General features: G+C 57.2%; 12 protein-coding genes and 1 pseudogene. All 13 read left to right on the top strand.

Translation table 11 applies throughout. From position 1 onward, the window contains the following. The 13 genes and pseudogenes from tssH (at position 1) to J7J49_RS22870 (ending at position 18,077) form a co-directional block, all read left to right on the top strand. Complete coding sequence (gene tssH, locus J7J49_RS18560) at positions 1 to 2,622, top strand: type VI secretion system ATPase TssH (protein WP_215094760.1); 2,622 nt, start codon at positions 1 to 3, stop codon at positions 2,620 to 2,622. Positions 2,623 to 2,626: 4 nt separating this feature from the next. After that, positions 2,627 to 4,210, top strand: coding sequence for a sigma-54 interaction domain-containing protein (locus J7J49_RS18555; RefSeq protein WP_215094758.1), 1,584 nt, complete (start codon positions 2,627 to 2,629; stop codon positions 4,208 to 4,210). Positions 4,211 to 4,272: 62 nt separating this feature from the next. Then, the gene (gene vasI, locus J7J49_RS18550; protein ID WP_240488237.1) at positions 4,273 to 4,866 is read left to right on the top strand and encodes a type VI secretion system-associated protein VasI; all 594 of its coding nucleotides are present in this window, start codon (positions 4,273 to 4,275) and stop codon (positions 4,864 to 4,866) included. A gap of 18 nt (positions 4,867 to 4,884) precedes the next feature. Continuing rightward, entirely contained in the window at positions 4,885 to 6,348 is a 1,464-nt protein-coding gene (tssA, locus tag J7J49_RS18545; RefSeq protein WP_215094756.1) for a type VI secretion system protein TssA, read from the top strand. A 177-nt stretch (positions 6,349 to 6,525) separates the two neighbouring features. After that, positions 6,526 to 10,056 (top strand): type VI secretion system membrane subunit TssM, encoded by a 3,531-nt coding sequence (gene tssM, locus J7J49_RS18540; protein WP_251048396.1) that lies wholly within the window; start codon positions 6,526 to 6,528, stop codon positions 10,054 to 10,056. Beyond that, positions 10,040 to 10,651, top strand: coding sequence for a GNAT family N-acetyltransferase (locus J7J49_RS18535; protein ID WP_251048395.1), 612 nt, complete (start codon positions 10,040 to 10,042; stop codon positions 10,649 to 10,651). Before tssM ends, J7J49_RS18535 begins: the two co-directional genes overlap by 17 nt. A gap of 230 nt (positions 10,652 to 10,881) precedes the next feature. Next, entirely contained in the window at positions 10,882 to 13,128 is a 2,247-nt protein-coding gene (locus J7J49_RS18530) for a type VI secretion system Vgr family protein (RefSeq protein ID WP_215094751.1), read from the top strand. Between the two features lies 1 nt (position 13,129). After that, on the top strand, positions 13,130 to 14,284 hold the full coding sequence (locus J7J49_RS18525; protein ID WP_215094749.1) for a DUF2169 family type VI secretion system accessory protein: 1,155 nt from the start codon (positions 13,130 to 13,132) through the stop codon (positions 14,282 to 14,284). After that, positions 14,274 to 15,878 (top strand): HNH/ENDO VII family nuclease, encoded by a 1,605-nt coding sequence (locus J7J49_RS18520; RefSeq protein WP_215094747.1) that lies wholly within the window; start codon positions 14,274 to 14,276, stop codon positions 15,876 to 15,878. The genes J7J49_RS18525 and J7J49_RS18520 overlap by 11 nt, the downstream gene beginning before the upstream one ends. A 10-nt stretch (positions 15,879 to 15,888) precedes the next feature. Further along, positions 15,889 to 16,350: an SMI1/KNR4 family protein gene (locus tag J7J49_RS18515; protein ID WP_215094745.1), complete on the top strand. Its 462-nt coding sequence runs from the start codon at positions 15,889 to 15,891 to the stop codon at positions 16,348 to 16,350. A gap of 74 nt (positions 16,351 to 16,424) precedes the next feature. Further along, positions 16,425 to 16,621: pseudogene (locus J7J49_RS18510) on the top strand (phage baseplate assembly protein V); the annotation flags it as partial. A 49-nt stretch (positions 16,622 to 16,670) separates the two neighbouring features. Then, a complete protein-coding gene (locus tag J7J49_RS18505) occupies positions 16,671 to 17,141 on the top strand; it encodes a hypothetical protein (RefSeq protein WP_215094743.1) in 471 nt (156 codons plus the stop codon). A 6-nt stretch (positions 17,142 to 17,147) separates the two neighbouring features. After that, on the top strand, positions 17,148 to 18,077 hold the full coding sequence (locus J7J49_RS22870; RefSeq protein ID WP_215094741.1) for a type VI secretion system tip protein TssI/VgrG: 930 nt from the start codon (positions 17,148 to 17,150) through the stop codon (positions 18,075 to 18,077). Position 18,078 lies beyond the last annotated feature (1 nt).

The following is an 18,078-nucleotide window of genomic DNA, read 5'->3' as shown; positions in this document are numbered from 1 at the left end:
ATGCTTAGGGTAGAGCTACCGGCGCTTATTAGTCGACTGAATGGAATTTCTCGTCATGGCCTGGAACAGGCCGCCGTGCTTTGCGCAGAACAGCAAGCGCCTGAGGTGACCACTGGGCACCTGCTGCTGGCGCTGGTCGACCAGCCGCTATGTGATGTGCGTTTACTGCTGGAAACGCTTGATATTGATGTAGAGGAGTTGCGCGCAAGAATTGCTGAGGAAAGCCGCCCACCTCGTGATCTTGAGGTATCGACACCCAGCTTTTCACCGTTATTGGTAGAGCTGCTCCAGGATGCCTGGTTGCTGGCAGCCACCGAGTATGGACATCAAGCGCTACGCAGCGGGGTACTTTTCACGGCGCTACTGCACAACGCCCCGCGTTACTTAGGGCCGAAGAGTACGGCGCTGCTGGAAGATATTAATCGCGAAAACCTGCGCCGCCACTTAGAGCGTCTGACGGCCGATTCAGCCGAAGCGCCTAGGGATGGTGCCGATGCTAAACAACGCCAGGCTGCCCAGCCTGCTGGCGATGACAGCGCGCTGGCTCGCTTTGCGACCTCGCTGACCGAACAAGCGCGTCAAGGTGAGCTTGACCCTGTCCTGGGGCGTGATCCGGAAATCGACCAAATGCTCGATATCCTGGGACGTCGGCGAAAGAACAACCCCATTGTGATTGGCGATGCCGGGGTGGGTAAAAGTGCCGTAGTAGAAGGCTTAGCCGCTCGTATTGTGGCGGGGCAAGTACCCGCGGCGCTGGCAGGTGTTGAGCTACTCACCCTTGATCTAGGCGCGCTGCAGGCCGGTGCCGCGGTGAAGGGCGAATTTGAAAAACGCCTTAAAGCGGTGATTGACGAAGTCAAAAATGCCCCGCGGCCTACGCTACTGTTCATTGATGAAGCGCACACGCTGATCGGTGCTGGCAACCAGGAAGGTGGCGGTGACGCAGCCAACTTGCTCAAGCCTGCCCTGGCGCGGGGCGAGCTGCGTACCATTGCCGCCACTACTTGGCGGGAGTACAAAAAGTACTTTGAAAAAGACCCAGCGCTGTCGCGTCGCTTCCAGCCAATTGCGCTTTCAGAACCAAGCGTTGAGCAAGCGCTGGTCATCCTGCGCGGTTTGCGAGATGTGTATGAGCGCGCCCATGGCGTATTGATTGGCGATAGCGGCCTACGTGCTGCCGCTGCGCTCTCTGCCCGTTACCTGGCCGGTCGGCAATTGCCCGACAAAGCCATCGACGTGCTGGATACCGCCTGTACTCGGCTGGCGCAGGCCTTGGATACCCCGCCGCGCAAGCTCAGTCATTTGCAGAGTGAGCATATTGCTGCACTGCGCGAGCGCGATCAGGTTGAGCGTGAGCGACTGCTGGGTCGCGAACCCGATAACGAGCTTCACCACGACTTAACTGAACGCTTAGCCAGATTGGAAGAAGAGTTAGCAAGCCTGGAAGCCGCCTGGCAAGCGCAGCGTGAATGCGTCGATGCGATTGTGGCGCTACATCGCCAACTGCTAGAGGCAACGGAAGGTGATGCCGTGGATCAACTTCCCGAAGGCGTTCATCAAGAACTCGCCGAACGGGAGCAGCAGTTGGCTCAACTTCAAGAAACGTTTGCGCTGGTCAACCCTAGCGTTGAAGAAGCCCAGATCGCTCAGGTGATTGGCGATTGGACGGGGGTGCCGGTCGAGCGCATGACCAGCGACGAGCTGACGCGGCTCACCGAACTGCCGACGCATCTGGATGCATTAATCCAGGGGCAGGGCAGTGCTATTGAGCGTATTCATCGCCATTTGCTAACCGCGCGTGCGGATCTACGTCGCCCAGGGCGGCCATTGGGCGCGTTTCTATTGGTAGGCCCCAGTGGCGTGGGTAAAACCGAAACCGTGGTGCAAATTGCCGACCAGCTGTATGGCGGTCGTCAATTTCTCACCACAATCAATATGTCGGAATACCAAGAGAAGCATACGGTTTCACGCCTGATTGGCTCGCCGCCCGGGTACGTCGGGTTTGGTGAAGGTGGGTTACTGACAGAAGCAATCCGTCAGCGCCCTTATTCGGTGGTACTGCTGGACGAAGTCGAAAAAGCCCACCCCGATGTACTGAATCTCTTCTACCAGGCGTTTGATAAAGGCGAATTGGCGGACGGCGAAGGGCGCGTGATTGACTGCAAAAACGTGCTGTTTTTCCTGACCTCCAACCTGGGCTACGAAGCCATCGTCAGCTATGGCGATGATCCGGCGGCGCTGGATGCCGCGCTTTATCCGGTGCTGGCAGAGTTTTTCAAACCGGCGCTATTGGCGCGTATGGAAGTGGTGCCTTACTTGCCGCTGGACGGCGATACCCTGCGCGACATCGTCAAGGCCAAGTTGGATACCTTGGCAACACGCATCCGCGAGCGCCATCGTCAGGCCGAGGTGGTACTTGATGACAGCCTGGCCGAGGCGATTTGCAAGCGTGCGACGCGGAGTGAAAACGGCGCAAGGATGTTGGAGTCGGTGATTGATGGTGAACTGCTGCCGCCGCTTTCTCGTGCGCTGCTCGAACGTATGGCGCGGCGTGAAACAGTTAGCCGGGTAGTGCTGGGTACCGATACGGATAGCGGTCTGTTTACTGCGGAGGTGGCATAGCGCCATGCAGGTAAAGGCTCTTGACCAGCGCACTGCTAGCGACGCGCAGCCTATCGCCGGGCTGGCGGCTATGCCAATGGCGCTTGCGCTGGTTGAAAGTAGCACGCCACGGGAGCTGCGCTTACGCAGCCGCCAGCTGCTGGCCAATAGTCTGGGTCTGGCATGGGTAGAGTGCCTCTATCTAGACAGCAGTGGCCGCTGGGTGGGCCGTGACAATAGTGAGGCGCGTTTCAACTGTGATGAGTTTAGTCACCCCTACGCCCATGCCATTCGTACCGGTAAACCGGTAACACTGGGCGTGGGGGAAGCGCGTACCCGGCTTGATCACCCCGGCTTTCAAGCCCAAATGGCCGCCTTGAACGGCAACTTGCGGCTACATGTGAGGCCGTTACGGTTACAGGACAGCTCGCGTGAATGGCTGGGCGTGCTCGCCTTTGTAACGGAAGCGACCACCTTGACGAGCCTCATGGAGTGCAGCAATTTTGTCGCTTTTGAGGCTCTGCTGTGCCGGTTGTGGTCGCGCCTGGCAAGTAGCCAGGGTGAGCGTCAGAAATCAGCGGTATTGCGTGACTCGTTAGCCAAGCTTAACGACAACACTCGGCGCCAGGGGTTAGCGACCAAGCTGGCGAGCGATTTACTGGGCAGCTCTATCGCTATGCAAGAGCTTCGGCTGCAGGTGATTCGTGCAGCTGAAACTAATTTAGCGGTGCTGCTGCAGGGCGAAACCGGCACCGGTAAAGACCTTGTGGCCAGAGCGATCCACCGTTTCTCAGCACGCGCCAAGGCACCGTTCATGGCGATTAACTGTGCCGCGATCCCCGAGTCGCTGCTGGAGTCGGAGCTGTTCGGCCACTCTAAAGGCGCATTTTCCGGTGCTGACCAGGCCAGGGAAGGGCTAATCGCCCAAGCCGACGGCGGTACGCTGTTCCTGGATGAAATCGGCGATATGCCTCTAGCGCTGCAAGCCAAGCTGCTCAGAGTGCTGGAAAGTGGTCGATACCGCCCCCTCGGATCGAACGAAGAACGCTGTGCCGATCTGCGTCTTATTGCAGCTACCCATCAGCCACTACGTGAGCAGATCAAACAGCAGCGGTTTCGTGCAGATCTCTACTATCGCTTAGGTCAATTTCCACTGTCGTTGCCATCACTGTCAGCACGGCGTGAAGACATCGCCTTCCTGGCGGAGCACTTTGTTGCTGATTTCTGTGTCCGGGAAGGGCGCAGCGAGATGGGCATCACGCCCGCTGCTTTGCGGCAGCTAAAAGAGCGTGATTACCCCGGCAACGTGCGCGAGCTTAAAAACTTGATCGATTATGCCTGCGCGATGACGCCCGCTGGTGGCGATATTGAAGCCTTACTACTGCCCAGTGATACCGCCAGTGGCGCTGAGTCAGCAACACCAGAAACCAGCGGCACGCTGAATAAGATTCATGATCTACGCCAAGCGGTGCGTGATTATGAAGCGCAACTGATTAGCCAGCGATTGCTTTACTACGGCGGGAATCGTGCCCTCGCAGCAGAGAGCCTGGGGATACCTAAGCGTACGCTCTCCCACAAATGCCAATTGCTAGAACTGGATGCTAAATGAAAGTGACATTCGTAAGCTGCCGATGGCAGTACAGGCTATTGATTTGCCTCTGGCTATTAAGCATGAGCAGTGCCCTACAGGCAGATGATAGCGCGGCTGTATTGGAGCAGGCGCATCAGTGCGGCCAGGAAAGCTCGCGCTTGGATCGCCTGGGCTGCTACGACAATCTTTTTCTCGATGAACAGCGCCCACCCACTGATAACGCTGAATTACCGCCGCTTTGGCACTCAGTCATCAGCCAAGAGGCGAAACGCAACGCTGATGACTTTGGCCTGATTGTAAGCGCCGAGGGTAATCAAGTGCTGATGACGGTGCCCGCGCGAGGCACAACACCTCCGCGGCCCGTCTTGGTACTGGCCTGCGAGAAGATAATTACCCGTTTCCAGGTGCACCTGCCCAATGCGTTGGACACGGCCCGTGTGTCGTTGCGGGTCACCGCCGATGGGCGTGATGTCTCTCAGCAATGGCGAGTGCGCGATAACGGTCACGTGGTTAGCGGTGGCCGCGGACTGCCCGCCATTGAAACGCTGCGGCAATTATTGGGCGCCAACGAGCTTGTGTTGAGCAGCGACGCAGCGGCACTGGACGGGCTGCGTTTTGACGTATCGGGATTGCGCCAACAAATTCAACCGCTGCGCAGCGCCTGTCGCTGGTAGTGGGTATAGGAGTTCGTGATGCGTATAACGGCGGATAGCCACCTTGAATCCCTGCTAGCGCCTCTGCCCGCCAATGAGCAAGGCGAGGCGATCGGCATTGTGCTGGAGGACAGCGCCGATTACCTACGCCTTGAGGCTGAAATGATGAAAGTGGGTTCATTGCAGCATCAAGACGTTGATTGGGACACGGCAGAAGCATTAGCAATCACTATGCTCAGCCACAAAGGCAAAGACCTAAAGGTGTTGGGGCATTTGCTCCACTGTTTGCAGCATGAAGGCAATGGGGTGCGTTTCGCGCTTTCCCTAAGGCTGCTGGCTGGCTGTCTTGACGCCTGGTGGACGCTGGCATACCCCTTCAACGGCCCCCGCGGCGCTAAGATGCGGCCCAGGCTGTTCCAGCAGTTTACCCAACGTACGCTGAAGCTTGCCTCAGGTCTCGATTTTCACAACGCCGAAGACGAGTATCAGGCCTGCCAACACTCACTGGAAAAACTGCAAACGTTAGCGGTTGCCAAGCAACTACCTGCTGACTCGCTTGACGAGCTGAAGCGCCTGCTGGATGAAAAACAGCCTAATCAAAACAGTGCTGCATCGGGTTCTCAAGGTGGCAAAGCTTCCGGTGGCGATGGCCGGAGAACCGTGTCGTCTTCCTCCAACGAGGCTGAGAAAGTTGATCAGCCCGGCGGAGCAAAAGTCCCTGAACTGCGTCTGGAAGCGGGCAATGAGCGCGCGAACCGCCAAGCACTGCTCAAGATGGCTGACTTTCTGGGTGAGCAAAACCCAGGCGAGCCACTGGCTTACCGATTACGCCGCTATGCCATCTGGAGCGCTATACAAGCATTGCCTGCCGCCCGGGAAGGGGGGCGAACGGAGCTGGCGCCGGTCGCTGCTGACCGGGTAGCCGATTACCGAGAGGCACTTTCCCGCGGCGGCGATGAGACGCTTTGGCAGCGCATCGAGAAAAGCGTGGCGGTCAGCCCCTATTGGATAGAGGGGCACCGCTTGAGTGCCGAGCTGGCTAAACGCTTAGGCCTGCCGCGCTGCGCTGAGGCTATTCGCGATGAGTCGGTTCGGTTTGTGGAAAGGCTCTCTGGGATTGAGTCGTTAACGTTTAACGATGGTTCGCCTTTTGTGGATAAAGAAACACAGCAGTGGCTCTACAGCGGCGCTGGCAGCGGCGCAAATGACGGCGCTGGTGGCGGTGAAGCATGGCACGCGGGATTAGAAGAAGCGCGTAGCTATATGGGAAGTGAAGGGTTAGGGCCTGCCCTGCAGGTACTTGACCAGGGGTTAGCGTCGGCACGTTCCTTGCGCGAAAGCACGTACTGGCGCTTAGCCAACGCTGATTTGCTGCATGAAGCAGGGCTAGAAACGCTCGCTCAGCAGCATTACAGCACGTTGCACCAAACCGTTAATGCACTCGATTTAGAGCAATGGGAACCAGCGCTGGTTTCGCGGCTTCAGGCATCGCTTAGGACATGATCTCAGGGGATGGCAACGATGATCGACTTTATCACTAGGGACGAGGATTAAAGGCTCATGTGGGGAACATTAAAATCAAGGCTGAGCCGCTGGGTGCCCGGCTTTTCACGTGCGCAGAGCACGCATAATCGCGCCAAAGCGCAGGCTAACAGAGTTAAAGGGCTGGGGCGATTTAGCATGGCCATGTGGGCTGTGGTCATCGTGCTACTGTTGGTGGCGATCTGGTGGTTAGGGCCTGGCTGGGAAGTACGCGACAGTTATCCCTTAGGCCCGTGGACGAATCGCTTACTGGCTACCTTGGCGCTGGCAACCCTAGTGGCGGTGGTTTGGGGGGTGCGCCTCTCCCGTCGACTGCGTGAAGCTGATCAACTCGCCCAGGACGTGGAGTCGCATCAGTCAGACCCCATACTGGAGAGTATCGAGCAGCAAGAAGCTTCACTTAACAATGTGCTATCAGAAATCATTGATAGCGTTGGGAGTGGTGATAGCAGCCGCTACCGGCTCCCCTGGTATTTGGTCATGGGCGTCGAAAACGCGGGCAAGACCAGCCTGGTCAATCGCTCGGGGCAGAATTTCGCGCTCTCCAACGTCATGAAAGCCTCGGGTATCAGCAGCAAGAAAAACCGCTTTGGTTTTGACTGGTGGATTGGTGATAAAGCGATACTGATTGACCCTGATGGCGAATTATTGACCCAGGGCGCACTGGAAACGGGTGAGCCTGTCGAACTGAATAGTCGTCTATGGGATCACTTCACCGAGTGGCTAGAGCGCAACCGCCCTCGGCGCCCGTTGGATGGCGTTGTGCTGGTGCTCGATCTAGCCCGTCTTAGCCACGCCCAGATAGCCGTTCGTAAGGCTTACGCCACCTTATTACGCAGCCGCCTGCGTGAGCTGATGGAGCGCCATGGCAGCCGGTTACCGGTTTACGTCACCTTCAGCAAAATGGATTTGCTGCACGGGTTTGACGATTTTTTCCGTCATTATTCGCGGGCCGCACGGCGGGCGCCGCTAGGCTTTACCTTCTCGGCGAAATCCATTGATACACCGGGGAAGTGGGAAGAAGAGTTCTCTGCCGCTTACGACAATATGCTGGAACGCCTTAACCGTGCGATGCCTACCATGTTGGCAGAGTGTCGTGACCGCCAAGAGCGGGAGTCGGTATTTCGCTTTGTGCGCCAGCTAGCTGGGCTGCGCGATGTGCTGCTAGGTTTCCTCAATGAGGCGCTTTCCAGCGACCGCTTTTCCACCGCGGCTATTGTACGTGGGACTTATTTCACCTCGGTCTACCAGCAAGGGGTGCCTGAAGATCCTTTTGTAGATGCTGCAGCTCGCCGCTATGGCATGTCCGAAAGTGTACAGCCCGCGCACCGTGCGACGCGCAGCGCTCTTTACTTCACCGAAGAGCTGTTTGAAAAAGTCATTTATCCGGAAGCCGGTCTGGCCGGTGACAACGCCAAAGTCGCTCGCCGCCGCCAGCGTATTCGCCAAGCGTGCATTGTTGGGTGCATGTTAGTGGCTGCGGTAATGATTGGTGGATGGAGTCATTTCTACCAGAAAAATGCGACCTCGCTCGCCACCGTCGAGCACCGGGCGGAAACCTTCCTGGCGACCCACCCCGAAGAGTTTCAGAGCGATGACCCAACGGGCTATGAAATGCTGGCGCCGTTGGATCGACTCCGCGATGCGATGCAAACCTTTGAGGGCTTCCGTACCCACACGCCTTTCCTTGCTGATATGGGGCTTTATCAAGGCCACATTATTGGTGGTCAGCTAGAAAACGCTTACCTCGCCATGCTGGAGTATCAGTTCCTACCGGCATTAATGGTGGGCATCATGGACGACATGAACCGCGAAGAGGAGGGCAGTAACGCCAAGCTGGCCCTGCTGCGTATTTTGCGCATGATGTCTGACGCCAGCGGCCGTCAGCCCGAACGCGTACACGACTATATGGCGCAGCGCTGGCAAGCTGATTTCCCCCAACGTGGCGAAATTCAAGATCGCTTACTCGATCATTTAGATTACGCCCTGCAGTACAGCGATTTGGAAAGCAAAGTTGCTGCCGGTAATCGACGCGCTGAATACGCCATGGCGCCACTACGCGGCAGCCTAGTCGCCGCCACAGAAGACCTGTCACGCCTGCCGATGGATGAGCGGGTCTACGCCACCATGAAAGCTGACAGTAGCCGTCGCGGGGATCCTCTCGATCTGCGTCGTCAGGTGGGGTCAATGTTCAACACGGTGTTTATGGCGCGTAACGATGAGCCGTCATATGTTCAACTGCCGTATCTGGTTACCCGGGGAGGCTTCGAAAATCACTTCCTGCAACAGCTTGATAGAGCTACCGAGCTAGCCCTAATCGACTTGTGGGTATTGGATCAGCGCGAAGACATCAACTTCAGCAATGCTGACCGGCAGCAGCTGCAAGACGCCTTGCGTGACTACTATGTCAGCGACTATCGGGTGAGCTGGCGCGATGCCTTGCGTAACACTTTGCTGGTGCCCTTACCGGATATTCGCCAGGCGGCAGTGGTGGCCGATGCGCTGGTCAGCGCCGAGCGCCCGCTAGACCGTCTATTAGCAGCGGTTGAGCAGAATACCCGTCTCTACCCAGAACTGCCTGAAGATGACGAGGAAGCCCGTGAAGCGCTGCAGCGCTCGCCGCGTTATCAGTTGGCTCACGACATCGAGCAGCAGTTTACTGCGATTAACAAGCTCTCCAACGCCCAAGAAGGGGATCCCTCCTCGTTGGAAGAGATCAAATCGGCAGTAACCGAGCTACGCGATTACCTGCTTGATATAGAAGAGGCCAGCGACCCAGGCTACGCCGCTTTCATAGGCGCGCGTGACCGTTTATCGCTACGCGGTGATGACCCGATCTATCGCCTGCAGCGTATCGCTGACAGCGCTCCTGAGCCTGTCGCAAGCATGCTGAAAAGCCTGGCTGATCAAAGCTGGCAGCTCATCATGGCAAGCGCCATCAGCCACCTGGAAAATATCTGGATAGACGAAGTCGTCGCGCCCTACCAAGAGCGTTTGGCTGGGCGTTACCCGCTGGTGCCCAGTGCCAGCCGGGATGCTTCGCTAAGCGACTTTGAAGCTTTCTTTGCCCCTGAAGGCATTCTCGACAGCTTCTATCAGGATAACCTGCAGCCCTTTATCGAAGGTGCGCCTGAGCAGCTGGTGGATACCCAGGGTAATTCGCTACTGCGTGAAAGCGTGTTTGCCGCCGTATCGCAGGCGGAACAGATTCGCCGTGCCTACTTTGGCGCCGATGGCGCGCTAGACGTTGAGTTTTCTCTTGAGCCGATCAGCTTAAGCCCCGACAAGCGGCGCAGTGTGATCAGTGCCGATGGTCAGCTCATCGAATACACCCACAGTGCGAGCAGCCGTGTATCGATGATTTGGCCTAATACGCTGCGTGGAGGCACGGATAGCCGGATCACCATGGTGCCCAGCCAAGTAAACCGCTCGCCGCGGAGCATGACCCGCGATGGTGCCTGGGCGTGGTTCCGACTGTTGGAAGAGGCAAATATCACCAGCGTCAATGAGCGTGAGCTAGAGCTGCGTTTCAATGTTGACGGTGGCGCTATGCGTTATCGCCTATTTACCGATAACGCGCCCAACCCCTTTACCCGTTCGCCCGCCGCAGGCTTCCAGTTACCGTCAGCACTCTATGCAGAACGAGGGCCTTATGCTGACGAAACTTAAGCAGTGGCTCTCTCCCTCACCTAGCGCGACCCATGGCCACCCAGGTGGCCATGTGGATAGCGGCCCTGCCGTGAGTGGCCAAGCGTCGTCACGCGCGCTTGAAAATGCCCGCGAAGAGGATCTCGATTGTTTTATCGAAGCCGTTCAGCGCGCCGATGCGAAAGGCCATTCACCCTGGGTGCTGCGTGATAAGGCCTACCTGGATACGTTGCGCCGTGCTCTGGAATTTACCCTGCATCGTCAGGTGTGGTTGCAGCGCGAGCAAGAGCACGTTGAGCACTGGCAGGGGCGGTTACTCGCCCTGCGCCATGGGGATGGCCCGCCGCTGGGGATGGTGCTGGCGTGTAGACCCGACGATGAAGCTGCCTGGCAACTGCGCTTTTTCTTTATCAGCCAGGAGTGGAAAGGCAGCGGCCATGGCGCACGCTTGCTGACCGCCGCCCGGCTTAGTTTAAGCGGTGTACCGCTACAAACACGGCTACCACTGGGTTGCCACACGGCGATTCAAAGCCTGGAAGCGGCGGGCTTTCAGCGCATGTACGTCGATGCGTTTGAAGTGGCGAGCTACGAAGCGCCCGCCCAGTGGGATAAGTAAAACAGCGGCAGTCATGGCTGTTAAGCGCCGATGGTGAAGCGCTGCTGATAGCAACAACTGCCGTCACCCAGCCAAGAAAAACAGCAGCGGAGGAACAGTAATGGGACAAAATATGCTAGTGGCGAGTCGCTTAATCATCACCCAGGACACTAAGCCGTTTGTATTGACCGATCAGGCAACGGTCTGCGGTGATCTTTTAACGAGCAGTGGCAGCAGAGAGGGATCTTGCAATGGCTGATAATACGGGCCTTCAGTTTACTTTGAGCCTTCCTGGGGCGACTGACACGGCGGTAGTACGCTTTACCCACCGCGAAGCGCTGTCGGAGCCGTTTACGCTCAGCGTTGACTTTGCCAGCCGCACCCACGACCTGTCGCCCGCCGACTGCTTGGATCAGGAGGCGACCCTCACCATTTGGCAGGACGGCGAACCGCTGCGCCGCGTGCATGGGATGATAGCTGAGCTGGATCGCGGCGATCGCGGTCACCGGCGCAGCTTCTATCGGGTGGAGATTCGCCCCGCCCTGTGGCGGCTATCGCTGCGCCAAAACTCACGTATCTTTCAAGATACCTCGCCTTATGATGCGATCACGACCTTAACCAGCGAGCGTGGCCTCACCGATATTGAGTTTGCCACCACCCGTACGCCCCTTGACCGGGAGTTTTTGGTGCAGTACCGGGAGACTGACCTGGCCTTTATTGAGCGTGTGGCCGCTGAAGAGGGCTGCTTCTATTTCCATGAGTTTGAGAATGTTGAGGGCGGTAAACACCATTTGGTCTTTGCCGATGCCACGGTGGTACTGCCCAATATCGGCGAGCGCACCTACCACAGCCGCGCCGGGGGGACACCGCCCCGACGCCACTTACGCAAGCTACGCCAGGTCAGTCGGGTGCGCCCCGCCTCAGCCACGCTGAAAGACTACAGCTTTAAAAACCCGCCCTACGCTCAACTTCACGAACACCAGGCTCCCAATCTAGGGGAACACGCTCAGCGGGAGGACTACGAACATTACGACTACCCTGGGCGCTATAAGAAGGACGCCTCCGGCAAACCCTTTACCCGCCACCGTCTGGAATCGCTGCGTGCCGATGCCACCACCGCTGAAGCCGAGAGCGACCTGCCGGAACTCGCCCCAGGCACCTGCTTCACTCTCACCGACCACGATATCGACAGCCTCAATCAGGCGTGGCAAGTGGTATCGGTGGTGCATTACGGCGAGCAACCCCAGGCATTGGAAGAGGATGGCATGGCGCGGGGCGGCTATGACAGTAACAATGGGGGGAGCAGCGCTGCGCAAGCAGGCGAGCTGATGACCCGCTACCACAATGAAGTGGTGATCATGCCCCGGGATCAGACCTTCCGCCCGGTGCCCAACCCTAAACCTCGCGTTGAGGGCCCCCAGGTGGCCTTTGTGGTTGGCCCCGAAGGCGAAGAGATCTACTGCGATAAATATGGCCGGGTCAAGGTGCAGTTCCCCTGGGACCGCTATTCTGCCTCCAACGAAACCGCCAGTTGCTGGGTACGCGTGGCCCAAGGCTGGGCGGGCGGCGGCTACGGCAGCATGGCGATCCCGCGGATCGGCCATGAGGTAATAATTTCACACTTGGAGGCTGACCCGGACCAGCCGCTGATCACTGGGCGTACCTACCACGCGGTTAATCGGCCGCCTTACCCACTGCCGGCCTACAAAACTCGAACGGTCATCCGTACCCAAAGCCACAAAGCAGACGGCTTTAACGAGCTGCGCTTTGAAGATGAAGCGGGCGAAGAGCAGATCTGGCTCCACGCCCAAAAAGACCTCGACCTGCTGACCCTTAACGACCGCACCGAGGACATCAAGCGCGATAGCACCCTGCACGTCTTCCGCGACCGCACTACCGATATCGACCGCGACGAAACCCGCACCGTCCATCGCCATGAAGTCCATACCGTGCATGGCAACGAGACCCATACCGTCGACGGTAACGAAACCTTTACCGTGCACAAGAACCGCCACAAAACGGTGGATGGCAACGAAACCGACCGCATCGGTAAAAACTGGTCGAACAAAGTCGGCAAGAACAAAACCGAAACCATCGGCAAGGCCTATCTGCAAAACGTCGGCATGGCTCGGATGGAGAACGTCGGCCTGGGTTACAGCCTCAACGTGGGCGCCATCATGAACACCCTGGTCGGGCTCAGCCAAAGCACTCAGGTGGGGCTCAACCACTCGCTCAACGTCGGGCGCAATATCACCCTCAAGGCCGGTAACCAGATCACCCTGCAGGTAGGCAACAGCCGACTGGTGCTCTCGGAAGACGCTATCTACCTGGATGCCGGCGAGATCCACGTCAAGGCGGGCACCAAGGTACACGTCGACGGCCCCGATGACGTCCTGCTCAACACCGGCACAGCCCAGCCCGCCCCAGGCGGCTCAGAAGAGGACGCTGAGGCAGAGGCCGATCCCATCGTCAAAGACGGTAATACCAAGGGGTGGTAGCGTGGTGCAAATCATAAACCCAACGTCGTTCCCCCATGCGCTGTATCGCAAGCTCGGCCCGGGCGACGAAGAGTATGATGTGGTGGTGGTACGCGCCACCTACCGGTTCACCGAAGACAACTGGCCGCTGTTCGAAGCCAGCCACCAGCAGCCGATTCGCTGGCAGGCGACGCTGGAAGGCGACAGCGACAACCTGTATAGCCAGGTCATCAGCGATGACCGCGACGTACTGCTCGGCAAGCTCAGCACCGAAGTGCACGTGCATGGCACCCTGCGCTCGCCCACCGGACAGCCGCGCAGTACCTGGCAGGTTAGGGTGCAGGTAGGCCCGGTGGACAAGCGCCTGATCGTACGCGGGCCCCGGGAGTTCCGCTGGCAACTGCTCGGTGGCTGGCGAGTCACTGACCCCACACCGGTGAGCGAAGTGCCGCTGGACTACCGCTACGCCTTTGGCGGCCACTACAGCCTGCCCGACGAGGACGCCCTCACCAACACACTCTACTACCCCGACAACCCCGCCGGACGGGGCTGGTTGCCGTCACGTGCTGACTACAAGCGTGTATCCAGCGAGGTCGCTGGGTACCTAAAGCCTGACCTTAACGCCGTCACGCAGTTGCCCGCCCCTCAACTGGAAGACCCGGACTGGCTGGTGACCTCCCCCTTTGACCGTCCGGCCCCGGCAAGCTTTGGGCCCATCGCTCCCTGGTGGGAGCCCCGGGTCAGCTATCAAGGCACCTTCGACGACCACTGGAGAACCCAGCGCTTACCCTACTGGCCAGAAGACTTCGACTACCGCTTTCACCACAGCGCCCCGGCGGATCTGGTCGCGCCTGACTACCTGCGCGGCGACGAACTAATGATCCTCACCAACTGCTTAGCCAATAGCCGCGCGATCACGGTAGGGGAGCGCCAACGGTTTCGCCACCGCACCCGGCTACCGGGCATCGCCATGCACGCCCTCACCGACCACGCCAGCGGCCAGCGCGGCAATACCCCACTGGCCCTCGACAGCGTGGTGATCGACCTGGATCGGGAAGACGTCTCTCTCACCTGGCGGGCATTGTTCCCGCTCGATGACCCGCTCAAGCAGGTACGCATCCGGCGCACGCCGCTGGCGGCGACCTCATCCACCGGAGGGGCACGCCATGTCGGATGACACGTACGAACTGGCCCCTATGTGTGTGACACCCGACGGCTATTGCGAAGAAGGCGACGGCCCACCTGGCGCTGACAGCAGCACCCCGCGCGATACCCAGGGAGAGTCACCCCAAGGCGAAGCCCGTAACGGCCAGGCTCGCCATGCCGGTAATGCGGAGGCCCGATGGACAGCGCTGACCAGCTACCCTGATTTTTGTCAGGTGGGCAACAGTGTCGTCGGCTTCGATTCCAGAGCAACGCTCGGTAACCCTGTGAACTACTCCCCCAACGTGATCACCGCTGGGCAGCGCACCTACCGGGTCGGCGACCTGTGCCAAGGCACCGAGGGTAACGACGGGGCAGGGGTGGGCTCCGGCACCTCCCAAGGCAGCGGCCACGTACTGTTCTTAACCGGGCAAGACAACGTCAAAGCCAACGGGCAACCGGTCGTCCGCGACGGCAGCGAATGCATGGTCAACTGCAACGCCGCCGGGGTAGGCGGTGCCAAAGGCTATGTCCAAACTAACACCGAGAGCGTCAACAGCCAGCCCGAAGAGACCAGCGAAGCTGAGCAATTACAGCAACAGGCACAAGCCAATCTGGAACGGGTAGGCGAACTACGCGACGCCCTGAACGACAACCCCAACGGCAAAACCGCTGCCGAAGCCGAGGCACTCTATGCGGAGGTGGAGCAATTAGCCAGTGAGACCCGAGCTCAACAAGACGCCCTTATGGATGCGCTAAGGGAAGGGCGCATCAGCGATGATGACTATATCGAGAGCAGTTTTGAGGTCGACGAGGCAGCTAATCGTGCTGCCGGTATGCAGCAAGAAGCCGAGCGGCAAGTGCGTTACACTTCAGAAAGTGGTCGCAACATCCGAGCGGCGGGGGTGTTTATGGCCGAAGCCGCGACGCCGTATGGCACCATTGTGGATATACGCGATACGGTGGCGCTGTGGGGCGAGGGCCGCTATCTCGCCGCGTCAGGAATGACCTTGCTAACGGCTGTATCAGTTATTCCGGGGGTAGGGCTTTTACGTAAGGCGGATGATGTCGTGGACATTGCCCGGAATACTGATAGGGCAGAAGATGCGGCGGGAAGTGCCAATCGCAGTGGGACGCCAGGAGACAACGACGGGCTGCAGGTGGAGCAAAATTCGGGTACGGTGGAAAGTAGTAATGGAAACTCTACAGCAGAGTTGACGGAGTATGGGTTTCAGTCTGAAAAATACATTGCTACTGTAGGCAGTGATGGACGACGCGTATATAAAAACCTTACAGATATTGATCCTGGCGCACCGGCTTTTGTTGATAGGAGTGTTCATCGGAGCATTCGCCAGAAAATAAATGATGGTTGGACTAATGTTGATTTGATGAGACAAGGTTATGCGCCGATTGGTTCAGATGGGAAACAAATGAATCTCCATCACATCCTTGGCCAAGAGTCTGGCCCAATGGTGGAGTTAACTACAACTACGCACCAAAATTTTTCCAGACAACTTCATGGCCTCATTGAGGACGGTAGAAGCTTCCGTAATGATCCTATTCTCAACAGGCAATACAATGGTTTCCGTCGTGAATGGTGGAAAACACGTGCTGAAGATTTCCAGTAAGGTGGCTTAGATGGCTGAATATGATGATCTAGCAAAAGCGGTTGAAGCAGCAGGCTATGAGATTTTCTGGTTAGGCTCTGCTTCTGGAGAGCAAGTTAGAAAACTAGAGCGTTTATTAAGCTCCCCTTTACCCAGTTCATTTAAAAGGTTTTTGGAAGTTTATGGCGGTGGTGGTGTCGTGAGCGCAGAAATTTCAGGTATAGAAGACGGAGACGTTGAAAATGAGTTTGGTGGAACTGTGCTTTTTGATACGAAAGAATGCAGGGAACTCTACAGTCTCCCTGCCCACTTGATTGTTATCTACTATCATGATGATGAAGTTTGTTGGTGCTTGGACACTTCACGATACTCTGCAAATGAGTGCCCTGTTGTCAGCTATAACTTGTTTACAAAAAAGTTGGATAGGGACATAGCCTCTGATTTTGGTTCGTTTATAAAGCAGCATTTATTGCTGTATACCCAATCGGATTGAGAGTGTTCAATACCCTGTGTCAGCTTAATCCCTGGACTATCGGATCGTCTAACTAGTCAAATCAAAGTTCTAGGGATCGCTATTCTGCCTCCAACGAAACCGCCAGTTGCTGGGTACGCGTGGCCCAAGGCTGGGCAGGTGGCGGCTACGGCAGCATGGCGATCCCGCGCATCGGTCATGAGGTTATTTTGTCGTTCTTGGAGGGGATCCCGATCAGCCGCTGATCACCGGGCGCACCTACCACGCGGTTAATCGGCCGCCTTACCCACTGCGTTAAATCGCTCTGAATTGAAAAACGATCATATGAATGGAAATTAAATATGAAATTACTAGATTGGGTAGTAGCTAACAGGCCAGGTAATGTCTCTGAGTATGATGACCGATATGAGATAGAACACGAATCAGGAGAGCACTCAACATTATTCAAAAACTTCTGCTCTCCTATCAGCGATAAGAGCCCGCTTAAGACGTTGGGTGATGTTTATTGCACATTTGATGGTGCAGACTTGTTCTCAAGTACATTCAAGATTGCATCTTTAGTGTCGCCGAGATCAGTTGAAGGAGTTGAGTTAGTTGGGAGTTTACATAATTTTAAAGATTGGTTGGACAAGTTGTATCCAAGCTTTTCTGAGAGAGTTATACCATTTATGTATCAGGCAGTAATTGGGTTTTATGCAATTGGGGAGGAGAGCGGTAAGATCTACGAGTGGGATGAAGAACAAGGTGCCTTGTCTGACGAATTTGATACTCTCGATAAGGTTTTGAAAGAATGGCTTGATGCTATAAGTTGAGGGTTATTGTTCAGTCTGAGCTCAGACCGCTACTCCGCCTCTAACGAAACCGACAACTGCTGGGTGCGCGTCGCCCAAGGCTGGGCAGGCGGCGGCTACGGCAGCATGGCGATCCCCAGGATCGGGCATGAGGTAGTAATTTCACACTTGGAGGCTGACCCGGACCAGCCGCTGATCACAGGGCGCACCTACCACGCGGTTAACCGACCGCCTTATCCACTGCCGGCCTACAAAACTCGAACGGTCATCCGTACCCAAAGCCATAAAAGCAAAGGCTTTAACGAACTGAGCTTTGAGGATGCCACCGGCGAAGAGCAGATCTGGCTCCACGCCCAAAAAGACCTCGACCTGCTGACCCTTAACGACAGCACCGAGGACATCAAGCGCGATAGCACCCTGCACGTCTTCCGCGACCGCACTACCGACATCGACCGCGACGAAACCCGCACCGTGCATCGCCATGAAGTCCACACCGTGCATGGCAACGAGACCCATACCGTCGACGGTAACGAAACCTTTACCGTGCACAAGAACCGCCGCAAAACGGTGGATGGCAACGAAACTGACCGCATTGGTAAAAACTGGTCGAACAAAGTCGGCAAGAACAAAACCGAAACCATCGGCAAGGCCTATCTGCAAAACGTCGGCATGGCCTGTATGGAAAACGTCGGCCTGGGCTACAGCCTCAACGTGGGCGCGCTGATGAACACCCTGGTCGGGCTCAGCCAAAGCACCCAGGTGGGGCTTAACCACTCGCTTAACGTCGGGCGCAATATCACCCTCAAAGCCGGTAAGCAGATCACCCTGCAGGTAGGCAACAGCCGGCTGGTGCTCTCGGAAGACACCATCTACCGCCGTGCGTTCGACGTCAGACTTTCGAGGAGGATTTTAATGTACAGTGAAATTTTAAAGAACCCGACGTCACCCCCTGATTGAG

Origin of the sequence: Halomonas sp. ISL-56 (assembly GCF_018612805.1) — a bacterium.
GTDB lineage: Bacteria > Pseudomonadota > Gammaproteobacteria > Pseudomonadales > Halomonadaceae > Vreelandella.
The sequence above is the reverse complement of the archived record's forward strand: the minus strand, read 5'-3'. Positions and strand labels throughout refer to the sequence as shown.